We start from the raw sequence: 21,933 nt of genomic DNA on the forward strand, positions 1-21,933 counted from the left end.
CCGGGCGGGAGCCCGGGGCGCGCACACAGGGGAGAGCAGGACGCATGAGCACCACGCACCCGGCCGACGACCACGACCTGATCCGGGTCGAGGGAGCGCGCGAGAACAACCTCAAGGACGTCACCGTCGAGCTGCCCAAGCGTCGCCTGACGGTCTTCACCGGCATCTCCGGCTCGGGCAAGAGCTCGCTCGTCTTCGCCACGATCGCTGCGGAGTCGCAGCGGCTGATCAACGAGACCTACAGCGCCTTCGTGCAGGGCTTCATGCCGTCCCTGGCCCGGCCGGACGTCGACCACCTCGAGGGCCTGACGACCGCGATCATCGTCGACCAGGAGCGGATGGGCGCCAACCCTCGATCGACCGTCGGCACCGCGACCGACGCCAACGCGATGCTGCGGATCCTCTTCAGCCGGCTCGGCCACCCCTACGTCGGCCCGCCGACGGCGTACTCCTTCAACGTCCCGACCCGCAAGGCGAGCGGGATGATGACCACGGAGAAGGGTGGGCGAACCGAGCGCAAGGTCGCCAAGCAGGAGGTCTACCTCGGCGGCATGTGCCCGCGCTGCGAGGGCATGGGCAAGGTCAACGACATCGACCTGACCGCGCTCTACGACGCCGACAAGTCGCTCGCCGACGGGGCGCTCACCGTGCCGGGCTACTCGATGGACGGGTGGTACGGCCGGCTCTTCGAGGGCATGGGCCTGCCGATGGACAAGCCGATCAGGTCCTTCACGAAGAAGCAGCTCGAGACGATGCTGTGGTCGGAGCCGACCAAGATCAAGGTCGAGGGCGTCAACCTCACCTTCAACGGCATCATCCCGCAGATCCAGAAGTCGATGCTGTCCAAGGACCCCGAGGCCATGCAGCCGCACGTACGCCGCTTCGTGGACCGCGCGGTGACCTTCCAGACCTGCCCGGACTGCGAGGGCACGCGGCTCACCCCCGAGGCGCGGCGATCGAAGATCGGCGGGAAGTCGATCGCGGACCTGTGCGAGATGCAGATCAGCGACCTCGCCGAGTGGGTCCGCGCGCTCGACGAGCCGTCGGTCACCCCGCTGCTCAAGGGCCTGCAGCACCTGCTCGACTCCTTCTCCGAGATCGGCCTGGGCTACCTCTCGCTCGACCGCCCGGCCGGCACGCTGTCGGGCGGCGAGGCGCAGCGCACGAAGATGATCCGGCACCTCGGCTCCTCGCTCACCGACGTCACCTACGTCTTCGACGAGCCCACCATCGGCCTGCACCCGCACGACATCGAGCGGATGAACAACCTCCTGCTCCAGCTGCGCGACAAGGGCAACACCGTGCTCGTGGTGGAGCACAAGCCCGAGACCATCGCGATCGCCGACCACGTCGTCGACATCGGGCCGGCCGCGGGCGCTGCCGGAGGGGCGATCTGCTTCGAGGGCGACGTGGACGGGCTGCGCCGCAGCGACACCGTCACCGGCCGGCACCTCGACGACCGGGCCCGGCTCAAGGAGTCCGTCCGCGAGGCGACCGCGGTGATGGAGGTCCGGGGCGCCTCGACGCACAACCTCCGCGACGTCGACGTCGACGTGCCCCTGGGCGTGCTGACCGTCGTCACGGGGGTGGCCGGGTCCGGGAAGAGCTCACTGATCCACGGCTCGCTGGCCGGCCGCGACGAGGTCATCGTGATCGACCAGGGCGCCATCAAGGGCTCGCGACGCAGCAACCCGGCGACGTACACCGGTCTTCTCGAGCCCATCCGCAAGGCCTTCGCCAAGGCCAACGGCGTGAAGCCGGCGCTCTTCAGCGCCAACTCCGAGGGAGCCTGCGCGACCTGCAACGGCGCGGGCGTGATCTTCACCGAGCTCGGTCCGATGGCGACGGTCGAGTCGCCGTGCGAGGAGTGCGAGGGCCGGCGGTTCCGCGCCGAGGTGCTCGAGCACACGCTCGGCGGCCAGGACATCGCCGAGGTGCACGAGATGTCGGTGGTCGCCGCGCTGGAGCACTTCAGCGAGGGGGAGGCGAGGATCCCGGCCGCGGTGAAGATCCTCGAACGCCTCGCCGACGTCGGGCTGGGCTACGTCACGCTCGGCCAGCCGTTGACGACGCTGTCGGGCGGCGAGCGCCAGCGGCTGAAGCTCGCCACGCAGATGGGGGAGAAGGGCGACGTCTACATCCTCGACGAGCCGACCACCGGACTCCACCTCGCCGACGTGGCCAACCTGCTCGGCCTGCTGGACCGCCTCGTCGACTCCGGGAAGTCCGTCATCGTCATCGAGCACCACCAGGCCGTGATGGCCCACGCCGACTGGATCATCGACCTCGGCCCGGGCGCCGGGCACGACGGCGGCACCATCGTCTTCGAGGGACCGCCCTCCGAGATGGTGGCGGCTCGGATGCCGACCCTGACCGGCAAGCACCTCGCGGCGTACGTCGGCGCGTGAGGTCACGGGCGGCTCAGGCCTGGCAGACCGGGCACCAGAACAGGCGCCGCGCGGCGATCTGTGCGTCGAGCACCGGGGTCCCGCAGAGCCGGCACGGAAGCTGGGCGCGGCCGTAGACGTAGTGCGAGTCGACCCTCCGCGGCCGGCCCGCCGGACGCTCCCGGTCGTCCGGCAGGGTCGTCACGATGCGTCCGGCGCGCACCCCTGCGCGCAGGAGCACGACGAGGTCGTCCCAGAGCAGCCGCAGGGTCCCGGCGTCGTGCTCGCGACCCGGGCGGTAGGGGTCGAGGCGTTGGCGGAAGAGGACCTCGGCGCGGTAGACGTTGCCCACGCCCGCGACGACCGACTGGTCCATCAGCAGGGTGGCGATCGGCGCCCGGCTGCGCAGCACGCGGGCCACGAACGCCTCGGCGTCCGGTCGGCGGCGCAGGGGGTCGGGACCGAGGCGAGCCAGGACCGTCGCGCGCTCGGCGTCGGTCATCACCTCGCAGGCGGTCGGTCCGCGCAGCTCCAGCCAGTGTTCTGCACCGACCAGCCGCAGCCGCAGCGCGCCCCGGGGCTCCGGCGCGGGCAGGACGCCGTCGCGGAACTTGCCGTAGAGGCCGAGGTGCACGTGCAGCCAGAGGTCGTCGTAGCGGTGGAACAGGTGCTTGCCCCACGCGTCGGTCGCGTCGAGCACCCGGCCGTCGAGCAGCCGCGCGCCGTCGTCGAAGCGTCCCTGCGGGCTGTCGGCCGCGACGCGCTGGCCGACCAGCAGCCTGGCATGGCGGCGGGCGAGTCGGTGGATGGTGTGTCCCTCTGGCACTCCGCGATCGTGACCGACGGGTCCAACCGGACGGCTCGCCTGCACCTGCGAGCATGGGGGACATGAGCCCGCACAGCCTCCGCGAGACCATCGCCTCCCGCCCCGTCGTCCTCGACGGGGGGCTCGCGACGTTGCTCGAGCAGCACGGTCACGACCTGTCGAGCGACCTGTGGTCCGCGCGCCTGCTGCGCGACGACCCGGCCGCGATCGAGGCGGCCCACCGGGAGTTCTTCGCCGCGGGTGCCGAGGTGGCGACGACCGCGTCCTACCAGGTCTCCTTCGAGGGCTTCGGCGCCGCGGGTGCCGACCGTGACGAGGTCGAGACCATCCTGCGCCGCAGCGTCGCGCTGGCCGCCGCCGCCCGTGACGCTGCAGCCCCGGAAGGCTGGGTCGCCGCGTCCGTGGGGCCGTACGGCGCCGTGCTCGCCGACGGCTCGGAGTACCGCGGCGACTACGACCTCGACGTCGACGGGCTGCGGGCCTTCCACCGACCCCGGCTCGACGTGCTGGCCTCGACCGTGGGGGCAGGCGCCGACGTGCTGGCGGTGGAGACGATCCCGTGCCTGGCGGAGGTCGAGGCCGTGCTGGCCGAGGTCGACGGCACCGGCGTCCCGGCGTGGTTGTCCCTCTCGGCCGCGCACGGACGCACCCGGGCGGGGGAGCCGCTCGAGGAGGCGTTCGCGATGGCGGCCGACGTGGCCGAGGTGCTGGCGGTCGGGGTCAACTGCACGACACCGGCCGACGCCCGCGACGCCGTCCAGCTCGCCGGCCCCTACGGCCCCGTCGTGGTCTACCCGAACTCCGGCCAGTCGTGGAACGCCGTGACCCGCGAGTGGGAGGGGCGCTCGGCCTTCACCGCCCAGGACGTCGACGCGTGGGTGGTCTCGGGCGCCCGGCTCGTCGGCGGGTGCTGCCGCGTCGGGCCCGAGGACGTCACGGCCCTGCGCACGACGCTGGAGGCCTGACGTGTCCGACCGGTTCGCCGACGCCGTCGCCTCGATGCCCATCCTCCAGGCGATGGGCATCCGTCTCGTCGACGTGGGCCCGGGCCGCGCGGTCGCCGACCTGCCGGCCGAGCCCAACGTCAACCACTTCGGCGTCACCTACGCCGGCTCCCTCTTCAGCGTTGCCGAGATGCTCGGCGGCGTGCTGAGCCTGGCGACCTTCGACCTCGACGCGGACGGTGAGCTCGCGGGCTTCGTGCCGCTCGTCAAGGAGGCGAGCATCCGCTTCCGGCGGCCCGCGCTGGGCGTCGTACGCGCCTCGACGAGCCTGTCCGAGGACGAGGTGGCGCGGGTGCGCGACGACGCGCTCGCGACCGGCAAGGGGGAGTTCGTGCTGGAGGCGACGATCACCGATGCGCAGGGCGCGGTCGTCGCCACGACGGTCGGGACCTACCAGCTGCGGCGGTTCTGATGCGGCGCTGCAGGCTGCACGTGATGGGCGCGAGCGGGTCGGGCACGACGACGCTCGCGCGCACGCTCGCGTCGTGGTGGTCGGTCCCGCACGCGGACGCCGACGACTATTTCTGGGTGCCCACCGACCCGCCGTACGCCGAGAAGCGGCCGGAGCCTGACCGGATGGCCCTCATGCGACAGGTGTTCGTCCCGCGCGAGGCGTGGGTGCTGTCGGGCTCGATGCTGGGCTGGGGGGAGGAGGTCGTCGCGGAGTGCGACGCGGTGGTGTTCCTGCGGCTCGACCCGGCCGAGCGGATGCGCCGGCTGCACGCCCGCGAGGAGCTGCGCCGGGAGGGACGCACGGTCGACCCGGACGCCTGGGAGGAGTTCCTCACCTGGGCGAGCGGCTACGACGACCCGGAGTTCACCGGCCGCAGCCTCTGGGCGCACGAGGAGTGGCTCGCCGAGGTGGGACGGCCCGTGCTGACGCTCGACAGCGCCGCACCTCCGGACGAGCTGCGCGACGCGGTGCTGGCCTGGGAGCCGCGCTAGCGCGGCACGCTCAGCCGAGGGGAGTCCGCCCGGAGCACGACGCCATCCCGAGCCACGTGTGCCGGTTGCCCCACCAGCACCAACCGACCTTGGGTGCGTCCTTGCGCTCGCGCCCGTCACGACCGGTGCCGTTGCTGATCCACAGCGCCGGCGTGCGGGCGTCGTAGGTCCCGTTGGCCTTGCGCAACCTCGACCCGATGGTCATGAAGCACCGGTTGCGCTCGAGCACGTCCGGGCCCTGAAGCACCCAGTGCACGCCCTCGACGAGGGTGAGCGGCGACCGGCCCGCCGCCAGGATCTTCGGCAGGCACTCCTCGGGGCTCCGGTTCGCGTGCTCGTCGCCGCGGTCGAGGCCGCCCACGACGTACGGCGCCGAAGGCAGGGGAGCGGCGTCGGTGGCGTCGAAGGAGTCCACGTCCGTCATGTCCTCGACCACGAAGCCGGTCCGCTCGCCCCGGGTCATCAGCGCGGCCAGGACGGAGGCCGGTGCCGCGGTGACGAGGAGTCCGTCCTGACTTGTCGCGGCGGCGGCTCGCAGCTGGTCGGCAGCAATGCCGGCGTGCTCGTGCACACCGAGAGAGATGAGTCGGTCGGCCTGGACGGTGGGACTGGGCAGCATGGGTTCCTCTCGACGTACGACGGGCGAGTGTCCAACGCACCGTGCGTCACAAGGGTTCCCGTGGCAGGGTCGTCCGCATGCCGACACCGGCCCGCTTCGTCCTCCACGACCACCGCAAGCCGTCGCCGCACTTCGACCTCCGGCTCGAGGAGGACGGTGTGCTGCGCAGCTGGGCGGTGCCCAAGGGGCTGCCGGACGACCCGGCGCGGGACCGGCTGGCCATCGCCGTCGACGACCACGCGCTGGGCCACGTCGACTTCGAGGACGAGCACAAGTCCGTCGCGGACACCGGCACCTGGGAGGAGCACGACCGCGACGAACGTCGGCTCGTGTTCTCGCTGCACGGACGTGACGGCGTACGCCGCTATGCGCTGATCCACACCAAAGGCACGCAGTGGTTGCTGCACCTGACCAAGGACCAAACCGTCAACGTGGGTTGACAGATCGTCGGTCGTCAATCAAGATTGACGATATGAGAACAGCCGTGGATGCCGAGGACTCGGGGGAGGAGAGCCCCTTGGGGGAGCTGATGCGGATCGCACGTGCCAAGCACGAGCTCGCCGCAGCCGAGGCGGTGGCCGTCCGCCGCGCCCGGATCCACGGCTACAGCTGGGCGGAGATCGGAACCATGCTGGGCGTCAGCAAGCAGGCCATGCACAAGAAGTACGGGAAGTTCGCGTGACCCCGGCGCCCGACCGCAGTTGGCTCGACCTGCTGCGCACGCAGGCCGAGCGGTTCGCCCAGGTCGTCGAGCACGGCGACCCAGCCCGGGAGGTCATCTCGTGCCCGGGGTGGACGCTGCGTGACCTGACCGACCACCTCGGCGGCGTGCACCAGTGGGCCGCCCACGCTGTCGTCGAGGGCGACCCGAGCCTCGAGCCCGAGCCGGCACCGCCTGCAGGCGCCGCCGGACTGGCCGCCTGGTACCGCCGGTACGCCACGACCCTCGTCGACGTCCTCACGGCTCGACCAGCGGAGGCGCCCGCGTGGACCCTGGATCGCGACGACAGGACCGCTGGCTTCTGGCGGCGGCGCCAGGTCCACGAGGTCACGATGCACCTCTGGGACGCCGAGCACGCCCTGGGCATGGCGCAGCCGATCGAGCCGGCGCTCGCTGGGACGGCGTGGCGGAGGTCGTCCACATCCTGTACCCGCGTCAGGTACGGCTGGGGCGTACGACAGCTCGGACGACCGCCGTCCGGCTCACGCCATCGGACCTCGACGAGAGCATCGTGATCGGCGACGGTGATCCGGTCGACGTCGTAGCCCCGGCAGAGGTCCTCCTGAGAACTCTGTGGCACCGCAACACGCACGACGAGGTCGAGTCACGCTCGATCGAACTGCTGTCCGGAGCGCTGACACCCTGAGAGCAGCCACCGGTGGGATCAGCGCGTGAATATATCGCCGATAACTGATATTATGTCAGATAGTGCAGGTCGAGCCTCCCCTCCACGAACTACACCGGTGTCGGACGTCGCTACGGTGGACGCATGGCTGACATCCCGACGTACGCCCTCAACGACGGCACCACGATCCCGGCGATCGGCTTCGGCACCTACCCGTTGCGCGGCGAGGCCGGCACCGGCGCGATCCTCAGCGCGCTCGAGGCCGGCTACCGGCTGCTCGACACCGCGGTGAACTACGACAACGAGTTCGAGGTCGGCGAGGCGCTGCGTCGCTCCGGGCTCGCGCGTGACGAGGTGCTCGTGGCCAGCAAGATCCCCGGTCGCCACCACGGCTACGACGACGCCATCGCTTCGGTCCGTGGCTCGCTGGAGCGCCTGGGCGTCGACCACACCGACCTGCACCTCATCCACTGGCCCAACCCCAGCCAGGGCAAGTACGTCGAGGCGTGGCGCGCGCTGGTGCAGCTGCAGAAGGACGGCCTGGTCCGCTCGATCGGTGTCTCGAACTTCACCGAGGAGCACCTCGGCCGCGTCATCGACGACACCGGCGTCACGCCGGCGGTCAACCAGGTCGAGCTGCACCCCCGCTTCCCGCAGGCCCGGATGCGCGAGGTCCACGAGCGGCTCGGCATCCGCACCGAGGCGTGGAGCCCGATGGGCAAGCGTCGCGCCCCGCTCGACGAGGACGCCGTGACGTCGGCCGCACGAGCCCACGACGTCTCCCCCGGCCAGGTCATCCTGCGCTGGCACGTCCAGCTCGGGTCGCTGCCGATCCCCAAGTCGGCCGACGCCGGACGCCAGGCGCAGAACCTCGACGTCTTCGGCTTCGAGCTCACCGCCGAGGAGATGTCGGCCATCACCGCGCTCGGCGAGGACGACGGGCGCCTGTTCGGTGGCGACCCCGACACCCACGAGGAGATGTGAGGCGCGGCTCGTTACGATCGCCCGCATGTCGAAGCGACCCGCACTGAAGCGTCCTGCCGCCGTCCTGGCGTGCCTGTCCGTCCTCGTCCTCGCCGGGTGCGGTGACAACGGCGACGACACCGCGTCGGACCCCGCGAGCAGCTCGGAGTCGTCCTCGGAGACCACGGCCTCCGGCGAGACCACGACGTGCGACTACCCCGAGGACGGCCGCGAGGCCGCGCGCGAGGTCGAGGTGCCGGACGCCGAGGCGCAGGCAGAGGGCACGATCGCCGCGACCATCACGACCAACTTCGGCGACATCGGCCTCACGTTGGACGCCGCGAGCGCGCCGTGCACGGTCAACTCGTTCGTCTCGCTCGCCGAGCAGGGGTTCTACGACGACACGCCGTGCCCGCGCATCGGCGACATGGAGGGCTTCGGCATCCTCCAGTGCGGCGACCCGACCGGCACCGGGGCGGGTGGCGCGGGGTACTCCTTCGCCGACGAGCTGAGCGGTGACGAGACCTACCCCGCCGGCACCCTGGCCATGGCCAACGCCGGGCCCGACACCAACGGCTCGCAGTTCTTCCTGGTCTTCCGCGACTCGCAGTTCCCGCCGAGCTACAACGTGTTCGGCACGATCGACGCCGCAGGCCTCGAGGTGCTCGACGAGATCGCCGCGGTCGGCAACGACAACGCCAACCCTGCCGGCGGCGGTGCGCCCAACGAGGACGTCACCATCGAGTCCGTCACGGTCGGCTGACGGGCTCCTCGGGACCGAGGTCGTCGTAGACGACGTCCTCACCCAGCTGCACGGTCCGCGAGACCGTGCACAGGCGGTCGCGCGACATCGCGATGGCCGACTGCACCCTGTCGCGTGCGGCGTCGCCGTCGGGTCCCTCGGGGAACTCCACCTCGAAGGACACCCGCAGCCCGGTCAGGTGGTTGCCGTGCGCGTCGCGCACCTTCTCCCCCTCGGCTCGTACGTCGAAGCGGGTGCTCGTCGTGCGCTTGTGCGTGATCGCCTCGACGTCGAGCGCGCTGCAACCGGCGATCGCGGCCAGGAGGAGCTCGACCGGCGTGAAGTCGGGGTCATCTCCCCCGGTGCCGAAGAAGGTCTCCCCGCCACGGGCGTTGGTGGCCTTGAAGCGGGCCGGGCCGATGCGGGTGATGTCGACGCTGCGCAGGGTCTCGTCCGTCATGCAGGACACCCTGCCAGAGGGGGCTCTGGCGCCGGGTCAGCGTGGTGCGCGACGCACGGCGCGACGGGCGCGGCGCTCCTCACGTCGAGCGATCTCCACGCTCCGCAGGAGGGCTTGGTCCTCGACCGAGTGGGCCCGTGCATCGACGAGGCTCAGGGCGAGGTGCAGCTGCGAGATCATGGGGATCTTCCTTCCGAGGGCATCCGGCCCTCCACGTGATGAGCAGTGAATGTAAGGTGTGCTCGCGCTATCGCGGCTCTTACATCCTAGTGAGCCCGCAGGCTCGGCGCTGCATCGTTGACAGGGTGATCTCGACCACCCGCCGACCCCTGGTCCGTGACCGCCCGGCGGCTAGGGTCGTCGAGTGGTGAGTGAGCGCGTGAGACGTCCCGGCCCCTCGGTCCGGACCCGGGTCGTGGAGCACTTCGCCGAGCGCGAGGTCCCCCGTGAGGACCGGCTGATCACCGAGGAGCCGCTCGAGATCCGTGTACGTGCCAGGGCGCTGCCGCCGCGCCGCGCCTGGGTCACGATGCGCACCCCCGGCCACGACTTCGAGCTCGCGGCCGGCTGGCTGGTGCACGAGGGGGTCGCCGACCCCGGTGCGCTCACCCAGGTGGCCTACTGCACCGACACCGACCTGGCTCCCGAGCAGGAGTTCAACGTCGTCACCGTGACGCTGACCGATGCCGCGGACCTCCCGCACCGGCACGTCTCAGCCTCCGCCGGGTCATCGGCCTGCGGGGTCTGCGGCAAGGACAGCGTCGAGGACGCGCTCACCGCCCGGACGGCGACTCCGTGGTCCGGATCGCGCCCCGACGCGGACGTCGTACGACGCCTGCCCGACGCGCTGCGGGAGCGCCAGACCCTCTTCGAGCGAACCGGCGGCGTCCACGCGGCGGGGCTCGCCGACGCCGACGGCACGCTGCTGGTGGTGCGCGAGGACGTGGGGCGCCACAACGCGGTCGACAAGGTCGTGGGCGCCAGGGTGCTGGCCGGCGAGCCCGCGGCCGCTGCGTGCCTCGTGCTCAGCGGACGGGTCGGCTTCGAGCTGGTCCAGAAGGCCGCCGCCAGCGGCATCGGCTCCATCGTCGCCGTCGGCGCCCCCACCAGCCTCGCTGCCCGCCTGGCCCAGGACGCCGGCATCGACCTGTGGGGATTCACCTCCCCGGGACGCTCGGTCCGCTACTGCTGAGCACCCTCGCGCGGCGTGGTGGCCCGCCGCTGTCGGTGCGGCGTTCTACGGTCGTCACGTGCGCATCCTCCACACCTCCGACTGGCACCTCGGGAGGTCCTTCCACCGCGAGGACCTCCTCGGGCACCAGGGTGCGTTCGTCGACCACCTGCTCGAGGTGGTGGACGCGGAGAAGGTCGACGTCGTGGTGGTCTCCGGCGACGTCTACGACCGCGCGCTCCCCCACGTCGACGCCGTCGCGCTCGCGGACGAGACCTTCGCGCGGCTCGCCGCGTCCCGCGCCAAGGTCGTCGTCAGCAGTGGCAACCACGACAGCGCCCAGCGCCTGGGCTTCGGCTCCCGCCTGATGGACGCCGCAGGCGTGTTCGTCCGCACCAGCGCCGCCTCGGTCGGCAGCCCCGTCGTGCTCAGGGACCGCCACGGCGACGTCGCGATCCACGCGATCCCCTTCCTCGACCCGTCCGCCCTCCTCGAGCCCTGGTCGCTGGGCCACCGCAGCCACGAGGCGGCGCTGTCCGAGGCGATGACCCGCGTCCGCCGCGACCTGGCGGCGCGCACGAAGACCCGCTCGGTGGTGATGGCGCACGCGTTCGTGGCAGGCGCCGCCCCGTCGGAGTCCGAGCGTGACATCAGCGTGGGCGGTGTCTCCCGGGTCTCGACGAGCACCTTCGACGGCATCGACTACACCGCGCTGGGGCACCTCCACGGCCCACACGTGCTGTCCGACGCGCTGCGCTACTCCGGCTCGCCACTGGCCTACTCCTTCTCCGAGGCCGACCAGGTCAAGGGCAGCTGGCTCGTCGAGCTCAACGCGAAGGGCTTCGCCTCGGCGCGGTGGATCGACGCCCCGGTCCCGCGCCGGCTCTCACGCATCAGCGGCTCGCTCGCCGAGCTGCTCGCGGACCGCTCGCTGGCCGACCGCGAGCAGGACTGGGTCCAGGCCACCCTCACCGACGCGCCGCGCCCGGCTCGCGCGATGGAGCAGCTGCGGCGACGCTTCCCTCACACGCTCGTGCTCCAGTTCCCCGCCCCGGTCAGCGACGTGCAGGCCCCCGGTCGTCCTGCTCCCGGCACCAGCGACCACGCCATCTCGCTCGACTTCATCCGCCACGTGCGCGGCGTGGAAGCCACTCCCGCTGAGTCCGCACTGCTCCAGGACGCCTTCGACGCCTGCTGCCACGACCCCGAGCTCGACGTCCTCGTGGGCGCGAGCGCCGGCGGCGCCACCGACGGGGGTGGGCCCGCATGAGGCTGCACCACCTCGAAGTGGTCGCGTTCGGCCCGTTCGCGGAGGCGTCCCGCGTCGACTTCGACGCGCTCTCCGACGCCGGACTGTTCCTGCTGAGCGGTCCCACGGGCGCCGGCAAGTCCAGCATCCTCGACGCTGTCTGCTTCGCGCTCTACGGCGACGTGCCCGGCGACCGGTCCGCCGCCAAGCGGCTGCGTTCCGACCACGCCGCCGCCGACGTCGCCCCCCGGGTCGTGCTCGAGGCGACGCTGTCGGGTCGCCGCTTCAGGATCGACCGCTCCCCCGCCTGGACGCGCCCCAAGCGCCGGGGCAAGGGCACCACCACCGAGCAGGCCCGCGTCGTCATCTCAGAGCGCCGGGCAGGCGACGACGGGGCCGATGCCTGGCACCCGCTCAGCACCCGCCTCGACGAGACCGGACACCTGGTGACCCGCCTCGTCGGCATGACGCTCCCCCAGTTCTGCCAGGTCGCACTGCTGCCGCAAGGCAGGTTCCAGGCCTTCCTGCGGGCGCGCTCGGAGGAGCGCCACGCCCTCCTCCAGCAGGTCTTTCAGACCGGACGGTTCGACCGCACCGAGCGCTGGTTGCGCGATCGGCGCATCGAGCTGCGCCGCGCCGGCGACCTGCACCACCGCGCGGTCGCGGACCTCGTCAGCCGGGTGAGCGAGGTCGCCCACCACGAGGCGCCCGCCGACTGGTCGGCCGACCCCACCACGGTCCAGGCCTGGATCCGGGACCTGAGCCAGGCCGCAGTCACTGCGTCCGTCGAGCAGGCGATCGCAGTGGAGAACGCCTCCGCGGAGGAGGTGGCCGCGTCCCAGGCGTCCGCCGCCGGCATCGAGCTGGCGGGACTCCGCGCGACGTACGCCGCCGCCCGCCGCGCCCACGCCGCCGTCGAGGCGGCCGCACCGGAGCACGCGAGCCGCAAGCGCCGCGTCGACAAGGCGCAGCGCGCCGGCGCGGTCCGGCCCCTCCACGACCTTGCGCAGCAGGCACGTCGCGACGTCGACGACCTCGAGCAGCAGTCCGCTGCGGCGCGTGGACGCCTGCGCGCGCTGCTGGAGGAGGAGTCCCTCGACGACCAGCAGGTCGCGGACCATCGGCGGGCAGCGACCCAGGCCCTGACCGACATCGCCCGCGTCCGTCCCCTCCAGCGCCAGGCCGTGGACGTCGCCCGGCACCTGGCCCGGGTGGAGCGGGTGCGTGAGGAGTCTGCGGCCCGGCTACGACAGGTCCAGGAGCGTGCCGACGAGGTGCCCGCCGCGCTCGAGCAGGCGATCGTGCCGCTGACTGCCGCCCAGGAGTCGGTGGTCACCGCCGAGGCCCTCACCCGTGACCTCGAGGTGCTCCGCGTCCGGGTCCGCGCCGCTCGTTCGGCGGAGGCGATCGGCGCCCAGCTCGCCACGGCTGGGTTCGCCCTCGCCGAGGCCACCCAGGCCCGACTCCTCGCCCGCGAGACCCTCGTCGAGCTCCGCGAGCAGCGCCTCGACGGCATGGCTGCCGAGATCGCCGGCAAGCTGGCCGTCGGCGCTTGCTGCCCTGTGTGCGGCTCGGCCGAGCATCCGTCCCTCGCCTCGCCCGCCCCCGGTGCTCCCGATGAGGCGGCCGAGCGCGAGGTCCGGCGCGAGGTCGACGACCTCGAGGTCGTCGTCGAGGCCCACGCCCAGCAGGTTCGGGGCCTGGAGTCCCAGCTCGCCGCCGCGCTGGCGGAGTCGGGTGACTCCGTCGAGCAGCTGCTGGTCGAGGAGGAGTCCACGCTGGCGCGCCTGGACCGTGCGCGTGCCGACGCCGCGCTCCTCCCCTCCCTCCAGGCACGCGTCGACTCCCTGCGTGCCGAGTTGGACGCGCTCGCGGCCGACCGTGACGAGCTCGTCGCCGCCACCGCGCAGCACGACACGGAGGCCGCAGTCCTGGCCTCCCGGCTCGAGGCGCTGCGGGAGCAGGTCGCCGCCGTCGTGCCTGACGCCGACGACGCCCGCGAGCAGGGCCAGGTCGACCTCGACGCCCTCACCGCCTTCCACCAGCAGGTGGAGTCGCTGGCCCAGCGCATCTGCGACCTCACCGCCGAGCTGTCCCGCGCCGACGCCACCGCCACCAGCACGCAGCAGGCGGCCGACGAGCTGGCGGGGCGCGCCGGCTTCGACTCCTCGGCCGCCGCCGCCGCGTCCTGGCTGTCCGACGACGACGTCGCCGAGCTCCAGCGCCTCATCGAGCGCCACGAGCGCGAGGCGGCCCGGGTCGCCGAGCTCCTGGCCGACGAGGACCTCGTGCGCTCCGCGACGGCCGACCCGCCCGACCTGGAGGCGCTGGCCCAGGCTCACCACCGCGCCAAGGAGGCGGCCGCCGCGGCACGCCACCGCGACATGAGCCTGCGCGACCGCGGCCGGCGTCTGCGCGGCCTCGCCGACGAGGTGGAGGCGGCCCTCGCGGCGTGGACCCCCGTGCGCGACGACCTCGAGCTGGTCACCGACCTGGCGGCGATGGTCGAGGGCAAGCACCCCGACAACCGTCTCCAGATGCGGCTCTCGGCCTACGTCCTCGCCCACCGCCTCAGCCAGGTCGTCGAGGCCGCCAACCTCCGGCTCTCCACGATGAGCGACCAGCGCTACTCCCTCGTCCACACCGGGCAGCGCGGGGCGGGTGAGACACGGGGCGGACTGAGCCTGGTCGTGCGCGACGACTGGACCGGCGACGACCGCGACCCCGCGACGCTGTCCGGGGGTGAGACCTTCGTGGTCTCGCTCGCCCTCGCGCTCGGCCTGGCCGACGTGATCACCGAGGAGGCCGGCGGCACCGACCTGGAGACCCTCTTCGTCGACGAGGGCTTCGGCTCGCTCGACTCCGAGACGCTGGAGGACGTCATGGACACCCTCGACACCCTCCGCGACGGCGGTCGGGTGGTCGGCGTGGTCAGCCACGTGCCCGAGCTCCAGACCCGGATCCCCACCCAGCTGCGCGTGCACCGCGGCCGCACCGGCAGCCGTACGACGCTTGAGCTGGCCTGAGCCACCCCCACCCGGATCCTGTCAGGACTCGCCCTCCGGAGGTGGTCGTCGCGCCGGTCGGGGCTCGGATAGGTTCGCTCCCATGAGTGCGCCCGGGCTCGACCCGACCTTCAGCGAACTGCCGCACCGCCGCCTCGGTGACGTCGCCCTGGCCAGGGCCCAGGAGCTCGGTGCGACCCACGCGGACTTCCGCTTCGAGCGCAACCGCTACCAGTACCTCGGTGCGCGTGACGGCAACCTCCAGACCGCCAGCGATGCCGAGGACCTCGGGTTCGCGGTCCGTGTGGTCCACGGCGGCGCCTGGGGCTTCGCCTCCGGCGTGGTGCTGACCGACGACGAGGCACGACGGCTGGCCGACACGGCCGTCGCCGTGGCACGCGTGGCCGCGGCGATGACCACGACCCCCGTCGAGCTGGCCCCCGAGCCGGTGCACGACGACGTCACCTGGATCTCCGGCTACGACGTGAACCCGCTCGACGTCCCCACCCGCGAGAAGGCCGACCTGCTCGTCGACTGGACCGAGCGCCTGCGCGCGAGCAGCACGGTCGCCCATGCGACCGCCTTCCTCCAGCAGGTGCAGGAGAACAAGTACTACGCCGACCTGTCCGGCACCCGCACCACGCAGCAGCGCGTACGCCTCCAGCCGGGCTTCGAGGCCACCGGCGAGGACGCGGAGACCGGGATCTTCGACTCGATGGCCTCCATCGCCCCGCCGGTCGGCCGCGGCTGGGAGTACCTCTCCGGCGCCCACTGGGACTGGGACGCCGAGCTGGCCGAGGTCCCCGACCTTCTTGCCGAGAAGCTCCGGGCACCCAGCGTCGAGGCCGGCTCGTACGACCTCGTGGTCGATCCGTCCAACCTGTGGCTCACGATCCACGAGTCCATCGGCCACGCGACCGAGCTCGACCGCGCACTGGGCTACGAGGCCAACTACGCCGGCACCTCGTTCGCCACCTACGACAAGCTCGGGACGCTCCAGTACGGCTCGGAGGTGATGAACGTCCGCGGCGACCGGACCCAGGAGCACGGTCTGGCGACCGTCGGCTACGACGACGAGGGCGTGCAGACCCAGGCGTGGGACATCGTCCGCGACGGCGTCCTCGTGGGCTACCAGCTCGACCGCGCCATGGCTCACCTCAAGCCCGAGCTCTCGGGGCTCGACTCGGGGCAGGGCCGCTCCAACGGCTGCGCCTACGCCGACTCCCCCGGCCACATCCCGATCCAGCGGATGGCCAACGTGTCACTGATGCCGGGCACCGACGACCTCACCACCGACGACCTCGTCTCGCGCGTCGAGCGCGGCATCTACGTCGTCGGCGACAAGTCGTGGTCGATCGACATGCAGCGCTTCAACTTCCAGTTCACCGGCCAGCGGTTCTACAAGATCACCGACGGCCGGCTCGACGGCATGCTCCGCGACGTCGCCTACCAGGCCACGACGACTGACTTCTGGGGCTCCATGGAGGCGGTCGGCGGGCCGGACACGTGGGTGCTGGGCGGTGCGTTCAACTGTGGCAAGGCCCAGCCCGGCCAGGTGGCGGCAGTGAGCCACGGCTGCCCGTCGGCACTGTTCCGCGGGGTCAACATCCTGAACACCATCGACGAGGCAGGCCACTGATGAGGACCACCGCCCAGGAGCTCGTCGAGCACGCGCTCGCGACCTCGACCGCCGACGACTGCATCGCCATCGTCCGCGACGTCACCAGCGCCAACCTGCGCTGGGCCAACAACACGCTGACCACCAACGGCGTGATGACCGAGGTCTCGGTGACCGTGATCAGCTTCGCCTCGGTCGCCGGCGGCATCGCGACCGGCTCGGTCTCCGGCAGCGCCTCCACCACCGACCAGGTCACCGCGCTGGTGGAGGGGGCCGACGCCGCGGCGCGGGCGGGCTCGCCCGCCGAGGACGCCGGCGAGCTCGTCGCCGACCTGACCTCCCCCCTGTGGGACCTCGAGCCGGAGACCACCGACATCGGCGTCTACGACGCCTTCGCACCCGCCCTGGGCGAGGCGTTCCGCGAGGCCAGCGCGGAGGACCGCCTGCTCTACGGCTTCGTCAACCACGACGTCGCCACGACCTACCTCGGCTCCACCCGGGGACTGCGGCTGCGCCACGTGCAGCCCACCGGCCACTACGCCTGCACCGGCAAGGACACGTCCCTGACCCGCAGCGCCTGGACGGGTGGTGCGACCCGCGACTTCCGCGACGTCGATGCAGCCGCGATGGCCGCGACGGTCGCGCAGCGCCTGCGGTGGGCCGAGCGACGCATCGACCTGCCCGCCGGGCGCTACGACACGATCCTGCCGCCGTCCTCGGTGGCCGACCTGATGATCGACGCCTACTGGGGCGCCGGCGCCCGCGTGGCCCACGAGGGCGAGTCCGTCTACAGCCGCCGTGGCGGCGGCACCCGCATCGGTGACAAGGTGGCCGCCCCGGGGGTCAGCCTGTTCTCCGACCCCACCCACCCCGGGTTGGAGTGTGCGCCGTTCGTCATCGCGGGCGCCTCCGACAACACCGACTCGGTCTTCGACAACGGCCTGCTCCTCGAGCGCACCGACTGGATCCGCGACGGGCTCCTCACCGGTCTGCTCCAGACCCGCCACTCGGCCGCCATGACCGGCCAGCCCGTCACCCCCATGATCGACAATCTCGTGCTCGAGGTCGGCGATGGCGCAGGCACTGTGGACGACATGGTGGCGGGCGTGCGGCGGGGACTGCTGCTCACCTGCCTGTGGTACATCCGCGAGGTCGACCCCCAGACCATGCTCCTCACCGGCCTCACCCGCGACGGGGTCTACGTCGTCGAGGACGGCGAGATCGTCGGTGCCGCCAACAACTTCCGCTGGAACGAGAGCCCGATCGACCTGCTCAACCGCTTCAGCGCCGCCACCGAGTCGAGCCTCAGCTTCAGCCGCGAGTGGGGCGACGACTACTTCTCGCGCACCGCCACCCCGGCCCTGCGGATCCCGGACTTCAACATGTCGAGCGTGTCGCAGGGCGTCTGACGTCACCGTCGCGGGTGGCCGCCGGGGATCTCCACCTCGGGGTCGTAGGGCACCCGGGTGTAGACGAAGGTCGCGCACTCGAGGTTGCGGATCGTGCCGTCGGGACGGCGTACGACGTCGAGCCGCTCGCCGCGGTGGTAGCCCGTGACGCCGACGAGCATGCCGTCGACGACCTCGAAGCGGTCGGTGACGACGTTTCCGCGCGCCATCGCCCGCAGCTCGAGGCCGTCGTTGTGCCAGCGCACGTCGTACGCCGTGTTGCCCCAGAACCACACCCCCGGCACGCCCTGCACGGTGCCCGGCAGTGAACGGGTGGGACGCCACGGCGCCGGTCGGGTCTCCTCGGCGTCGGGGTCGCCCGCGATCAGCGAGACGGCGAGCTCACGCGGGTCGATGCCCGTCGTGGCATTCGTCAGCACGACCGCGCCGATGCCGCTGTCGGGGTCGACGTGCAGCGCCGCCATGAAGCCCGGCATCGAGCCGTTGTGCCCCACGAGGCGCCCGCCGGGGTGCAGCCCCAGCATCAGACCGAGGCCGTAGTCGTCGGTCACGGGCCGCTGCATCTCCGCCAGCGACACCTCGGCAAGGACGTCCGGGCGTCCCCCGCCCAGCAGCTGGCCCCAGGTGACGAGGTCGGCCAGGGTCGACCACAGCTGGCCGGCCGGGGCCATCGCGCCGGTGTCGGTCAGCGGCTCGTGGACCCGGATGCCGGTGAAGTGGTCGACGCTCCATCCCGGCTGCGCGCCCGGACGCGGGAGGTACGACGTCGCCCGCATGGCCAACGGACGGAGGAGCTTCTCAGCGACGAGCACCCGCCACGGGGCTCCGAGGCGGCGGGCCACCACCTCACCGAGCAGCCCGTAGCCGAGGTTGGAGTAGTGGAACCACTCCCCCGCACCGGCGACCCGGCCACCGCCGTCGTTGGCGGCGGCGAGCGCGAGGAAGTCGGTGCCGCGGGTGCGCTCCCACCACGGGCCCCGAGGCTCGCTCTGCATGCCGGACGTGTGCGCCAGCGCATCGCGGAGGGTCACCTCGCCGTAGCCGACGTCTCCGAGGTGGTCACCCAACCGGTCGTCGAGGTGCAGCACCCCGGCGTCGCGTGCCTGCAGGACCAGCACGGCCGTCATCGTCTTGGTGATGGAGCCGATCCGGTACTGCCCGTCGAGGCCGGGCGCGTCCCCGGCACCCCCGGCCCACACCGCGCCGTAGCGGTCGAAGACGGCGCCGACCACCGAGGTCAGGCGACCCTCGGCCTGCGCGACGTCGAGGAGGCGCTGCCGCTGATCGCTCACGACGCCGACCCTACGACGTGCGGCTCGCGTCCGGCTCAGTCCTGCTCGAACGCCTCCGGCGGCGGGCAGGCGCACACGAGGTTGCGGTCGCCGTAGGCCTGGTCGATGCGGGCGACGGGCGGCCAGTACTTGTCGGGGTCGATGCCCTGCGGGAAGACCGCGACCTCGCGTGAGTAGCTGCGGTCCCACTCCCCGACGAGCGCGCGCGCCGTGTGCGGGGCGTGCCGCAGCGGCGAGTCCTCCGGCGTCCACTCCCCCGCCTCCACACGGGCGATCTCGCCGCGGATCGCGATCATCGCGTCGCAGAAGCGGTCGATCTCGGCGAGGTCCTCGGACTCGGTGGGCTCGACCATCAGCGTGCCGGCGACCGGGAACGACATGGTCGGGGCGTGGAAGCCGTAGTCGACGAGGCGCTTGGCCACGTCGTCCACCGTGACGCCGCTGGCCTTGGTGATGCCGCGCAGGTCGAGGATGCACTCGTGCGCGACGAGGTCGCCGTGCCCGCGGTAGAGCACAGGGAAGTGGTCGTTCAGCCGGTGCGCGATGTAGTTGGCCGACAGCACGGCCACGGCCGTCGCACGGGTCAGGCCCTCGGCGCCCATCATCCGGATGTAGGCCCAGGTGATCGGCAGGATGCCGGCCGAGCCGTAGGGCGCCGCGCTGATCGGGCCGATGCCCTCGCGCTTGGCTGACTCGGGGTGCCACGCGTGGGAGGGCAGGTAGGGGGCGAGGTGGGCGCGTACGGCGACGGGGCCGACGCCGGGGCCACCGCCCCCGTGCGGGATGCAGAAGGTCTTGTGGAGGTTGAGGTGCGACACGTCCCCGCCGAACTCGCCGGGCCGCGCGTAGCCGAGCAGGGCGTTGAGGTTCGCTCCGTCGACGTAGACCTGGCCCCCGTGGTCGTGCACGATCTTGCACAGGTCGGTGATCGAGTCCTCGTAGGCCCCGTGGGTCGAGGGGTAGGTGACCATGATCGCAGCCAGCGTCTCAGCGTGCTGCTCGCACTTGGCGAGCAGGTCGTCGAGGTCGACCGAACCGTCGTCGGAGGCCTTGACGACCACGACCTTCATCCCGGCCATCACCGCCGACGCGGCGTTGGTGCCGTGCGCCGACGACGGGATCAGGCAGATGTTGCGACCGGTGTCACCGTTGGCGAGGTGGTAGCCGCGGATCGCGAGCAGCCCGGCCAGCTCGCCCTGCGAGCCGGCGTTGGGCTGCACCGAGACCTTGTCGTAGCCGGTGACCTCGGCCAGCCAGCCCTCGACGTCGTCGACGAGCTCGCGGTAGCCGGTGGCGTCCTGCGCCGGGGCGAAGGGGTGCAGGTCGGCGAAGCCGGGCAGGCTCACCGGCTCCATCTCGGTCGTCGCGTTGAGCTTCATCGTGCAGGACCCCAGCGGGATCATGCCGCGGTCCAGCGCGTAGTCGCGCCCCGACAGCCGGGCGAGGTAGCGCAGCATCTGCGTCTCGCTGTGGTGGGAGTTGAAGACCTCGTGGGTGAGGAACTCGGTGGTGCGGTGCAGGCCGCCCGGCAGCCCCTCGACCGTCTCGTCACCGCTCGCGGCGACACCGAAGGCGCGCAGCACGGCGGACACCGTCGACGGGCTGGTGCGCTCCGAGGTGGAGACACCGACGTGGTCGGCGTCGATGAGCCGCAGGTGCAGGCCCACCGTCCGAGCCGCCGCGACGACCTCGTTGGCCCGGCCCGGCACGGCCACGGTGAGCGTGTCGAACCACGTGTCGTTGACGATCTCGACGCCGCCCGCGCGCAGGGCACCGGCGATCCGGTCGGCGTGGTCGTGGGTGCGCTGGGCGATCCGGCGCAAACCCTCGGGGCCGTGGTAGACGGCGTACATCGACGCCACGACCGCGAGCAGCACCTGGGCGGTGCAGATGTTGGAGGTGGCCTTGTCACGCCGGATGTGCTGCTCACGGGTCTGGAGGGCGAGGCGGTAGGCCCGTCGGCCCTCGGCGTCGACCGAGACGCCGACAAGGCGCCCGGGCAGGTGGCGCTCGAGACCCGCGGACACGGACATGAAGCCGGCGTGCGGACCGCCGTAGAAGAGGGGGACGCCGAAGCGCTGCGACGACCCCACGACCACGTCCGCGCCCATGGTCCCGGGCGCCTCGAGCAGGGCCAGCGACAGGATGTCGGCCGCCACCACGGCCAGGCCGCCACGCTCGTGCACGGCGTCGATCACCGGTCGGGGGTCCACCACCGCGCCGGACGCGCCGGGGTACTGCACGAGGACGCCGCTGACCGGGCCCTCGGGCAGGCCGTCGGCGAGGTCGGCGACGACGACCTCGATGCCCATCCCCTCAGCGCGGGTCCGCACGACGTCGATGGTCTGCGGAAGGGCGTCGGCGTCCACGACGAAGGGGCCGGTGGCGTTGCGCTGCGCACGGCGGACGAGCGTCATGGCCTCGGCCGCCGCGGTGCCCTCGTCGAGCAGTGACGCGTTGGCCGTCGGCAGGCCGGTGAGGTCCGCGACCACGGTCTGGAAGTTGAGCAGTGCCTCGAGGCGCCCCTGGGAGATCTCGGGCTGGTAGGGCGTGTAGGCGGTGTACCAGGACGGGTCCTCGAGCACGTTGCGCCGGATCACCGCCGGGGTGATGGTCGCGTGGTAGCCCAGGCCGATCATGGCCTCGGCAGGACGGTTCTGCGAGGCGAGGGTGCGCAGCGCCCGCGCTGTCGCCTCCTCGTCGAGGGGGTCCGGCAGGCCGAGCGAGGCGGCGGTGCGGATCCCACCGGGGACCGCGGACGTCATCAGGGCCTCGAGCGACTCGCGGCCGATGGCCTCGAGCATGTGCGAGACCGCCGTGTCGTCGGGACCGATGTGACGGGCGACGAACTCACCGAGGGAGATCGCGTCGCTGGTGGAGGGGGTGGCGTCCGGCAC

20 protein-coding genes are annotated in these 21,933 nt (G+C 72.3%); 14 read left to right on the plus strand and 6 right to left on the minus strand.

What is annotated here, in order from left to right:
• Positions 1-44: 44 nt before the first annotated feature.
• Entirely contained in the window at positions 45-2,408 is a 2,364-nt protein-coding gene (locus tag CFI00_RS12090; protein ID WP_207081409.1) for an excinuclease ABC subunit UvrA, read from the plus strand.
• 13 nt (positions 2,409-2,421) lie between these two features.
• Here CFI00_RS12090 and CFI00_RS12095 read toward each other — a convergent pair whose 3' ends face one another.
• Positions 2,422-3,213 carry an Fpg/Nei family DNA glycosylase gene (locus CFI00_RS12095; protein ID WP_207081410.1) on the minus strand — a complete coding sequence of 264 codons (792 nt, stop codon included), beginning with the start codon at positions 3,211-3,213 and terminating at the stop codon, positions 2,422-2,424.
• A gap of 62 nt (positions 3,214-3,275) precedes the next feature.
• Between CFI00_RS12095 and mmuM the strand changes: the two genes are divergently transcribed.
• From mmuM to CFI00_RS12110, 3 genes are read left to right on the plus strand one after another with little or no spacing between them, the layout of a single operon-like run.
• Positions 3,276-4,178: a homocysteine S-methyltransferase gene (gene mmuM / locus CFI00_RS12100; protein WP_207081411.1), complete on the plus strand. Its 903-nt coding sequence runs from the start codon at positions 3,276-3,278 to the stop codon at positions 4,176-4,178.
• Position 4,179: 1 nt separating this feature from the next.
• Positions 4,180-4,629, plus strand: a complete 450-nt coding sequence (locus CFI00_RS12105; RefSeq protein ID WP_207081412.1) for a YiiD C-terminal domain-containing protein — start codon at positions 4,180-4,182, stop codon at positions 4,627-4,629.
• Positions 4,629-5,162, plus strand: a complete 534-nt coding sequence (locus CFI00_RS12110) for an AAA family ATPase (RefSeq protein WP_207081413.1) — start codon at positions 4,629-4,631, stop codon at positions 5,160-5,162. Before CFI00_RS12105 ends, CFI00_RS12110 begins: the two co-directional genes overlap by 1 nt.
• A gap of 10 nt (positions 5,163-5,172) precedes the next feature.
• Here the strand turns inward: CFI00_RS12110 and CFI00_RS12115 are convergent, their stop codons facing one another.
• Entirely contained in the window at positions 5,173-5,781 is a 609-nt protein-coding gene (locus CFI00_RS12115) for a DUF5701 family protein (RefSeq protein ID WP_207081414.1), read from the minus strand.
• A 77-nt stretch (positions 5,782-5,858) separates the two neighbouring features.
• Here CFI00_RS12115 and CFI00_RS12120 point away from each other — a divergent pair, with 77 nt between their 5' ends.
• The 5 genes from CFI00_RS12120 (at position 5,859) to CFI00_RS12140 (ending at position 8,853) form a co-directional block, all read left to right on the plus strand.
• Complete coding sequence (locus CFI00_RS12120) at positions 5,859-6,221, plus strand: DNA polymerase ligase N-terminal domain-containing protein (protein ID WP_207081415.1); 363 nt, start codon at positions 5,859-5,861, stop codon at positions 6,219-6,221.
• 44 nt (positions 6,222-6,265) lie between these two features.
• Complete coding sequence (locus CFI00_RS12125) at positions 6,266-6,463, plus strand: sigma factor-like helix-turn-helix DNA-binding protein (protein ID WP_242532353.1); 198 nt, start codon at positions 6,266-6,268, stop codon at positions 6,461-6,463.
• Positions 6,460-7,017 (plus strand): maleylpyruvate isomerase family mycothiol-dependent enzyme, encoded by a 558-nt coding sequence (locus CFI00_RS12130; protein ID WP_207081416.1) that lies wholly within the window; start codon positions 6,460-6,462, stop codon positions 7,015-7,017. Before CFI00_RS12125 ends, CFI00_RS12130 begins: the two co-directional genes overlap by 4 nt.
• Positions 7,018-7,271: 254 nt before the next feature.
• On the plus strand, positions 7,272-8,111 hold the full coding sequence (locus tag CFI00_RS12135; protein WP_207081417.1) for an aldo/keto reductase: 840 nt from the start codon (positions 7,272-7,274) through the stop codon (positions 8,109-8,111).
• A gap of 25 nt (positions 8,112-8,136) precedes the next feature.
• A complete protein-coding gene (locus CFI00_RS12140; RefSeq protein ID WP_207081418.1) occupies positions 8,137-8,853 on the plus strand; it encodes a peptidylprolyl isomerase in 717 nt (238 codons plus the stop codon).
• Here the strand turns inward: CFI00_RS12140 and CFI00_RS12145 are convergent.
• Together CFI00_RS12145 and CFI00_RS12150 are read right to left on the minus strand one after the other, a co-directional pair.
• Positions 8,840-9,292 carry an OsmC family protein gene (locus CFI00_RS12145; RefSeq protein ID WP_207081419.1) on the minus strand — a complete coding sequence of 151 codons (453 nt, stop codon included), beginning with the start codon at positions 9,290-9,292 and terminating at the stop codon, positions 8,840-8,842. The two genes, CFI00_RS12140 and CFI00_RS12145, sit on opposite strands and share 14 nt — an antisense overlap.
• 36 nt (positions 9,293-9,328) lie before the next feature.
• Entirely contained in the window at positions 9,329-9,472 is a 144-nt protein-coding gene (locus CFI00_RS12150; protein WP_207081420.1) for a hypothetical protein, read from the minus strand.
• Between the two features lie 187 nt (positions 9,473-9,659).
• Between CFI00_RS12150 and CFI00_RS12155 the strand changes: the two genes are divergently transcribed.
• The 5 genes from CFI00_RS12155 (at position 9,660) to CFI00_RS12175 (ending at position 17,744) form a co-directional block, all read left to right on the plus strand.
• Positions 9,660-10,484, plus strand: coding sequence for a formate dehydrogenase accessory sulfurtransferase FdhD (locus CFI00_RS12155; protein ID WP_242532354.1), 825 nt, complete (start codon positions 9,660-9,662; stop codon positions 10,482-10,484).
• A gap of 58 nt (positions 10,485-10,542) precedes the next feature.
• Positions 10,543-11,733, plus strand: coding sequence for an exonuclease SbcCD subunit D (locus tag CFI00_RS12160; protein ID WP_207081421.1), 1,191 nt, complete (start codon positions 10,543-10,545; stop codon positions 11,731-11,733).
• Entirely contained in the window at positions 11,730-14,738 is a 3,009-nt protein-coding gene (locus CFI00_RS12165) for an SMC family ATPase (RefSeq protein WP_207081422.1), read from the plus strand. The genes CFI00_RS12160 and CFI00_RS12165 overlap by 4 nt, the downstream gene beginning before the upstream one ends.
• A gap of 82 nt (positions 14,739-14,820) precedes the next feature.
• On the plus strand, positions 14,821-16,356 hold the full coding sequence (locus CFI00_RS12170; RefSeq protein ID WP_207081423.1) for a TldD/PmbA family protein: 1,536 nt from the start codon (positions 14,821-14,823) through the stop codon (positions 16,354-16,356).
• On the plus strand, positions 16,356-17,744 hold the full coding sequence (locus CFI00_RS12175) for a metallopeptidase TldD-related protein (RefSeq protein WP_207081424.1): 1,389 nt from the start codon (positions 16,356-16,358) through the stop codon (positions 17,742-17,744). Before CFI00_RS12170 ends, CFI00_RS12175 begins: the two co-directional genes overlap by 1 nt.
• Before the next feature lie 2 nt (positions 17,745-17,746).
• On the opposite strand, the gene CFI00_RS12180 is transcribed toward CFI00_RS12175, so the two are convergent.
• Together CFI00_RS12180 and gcvP are read right to left on the minus strand one after the other, a co-directional pair.
• Positions 17,747-19,036, minus strand: coding sequence for a serine hydrolase domain-containing protein (locus CFI00_RS12180; protein ID WP_207081425.1), 1,290 nt, complete (start codon positions 19,034-19,036; stop codon positions 17,747-17,749).
• A gap of 35 nt (positions 19,037-19,071) precedes the next feature.
• Positions 19,072-21,933: an aminomethyl-transferring glycine dehydrogenase gene (gene gcvP, locus CFI00_RS12185; RefSeq protein ID WP_277988298.1), complete on the minus strand. Its 2,862-nt coding sequence runs from the start codon at positions 21,931-21,933 to the stop codon at positions 19,072-19,074.

Origin of the sequence: Nocardioides sp. S5, assembly GCF_017310035.1 — a bacterium.
In the GTDB taxonomy this organism is placed as follows: Bacteria; Actinomycetota; Actinomycetes; order Propionibacteriales; family Nocardioidaceae; genus Nocardioides.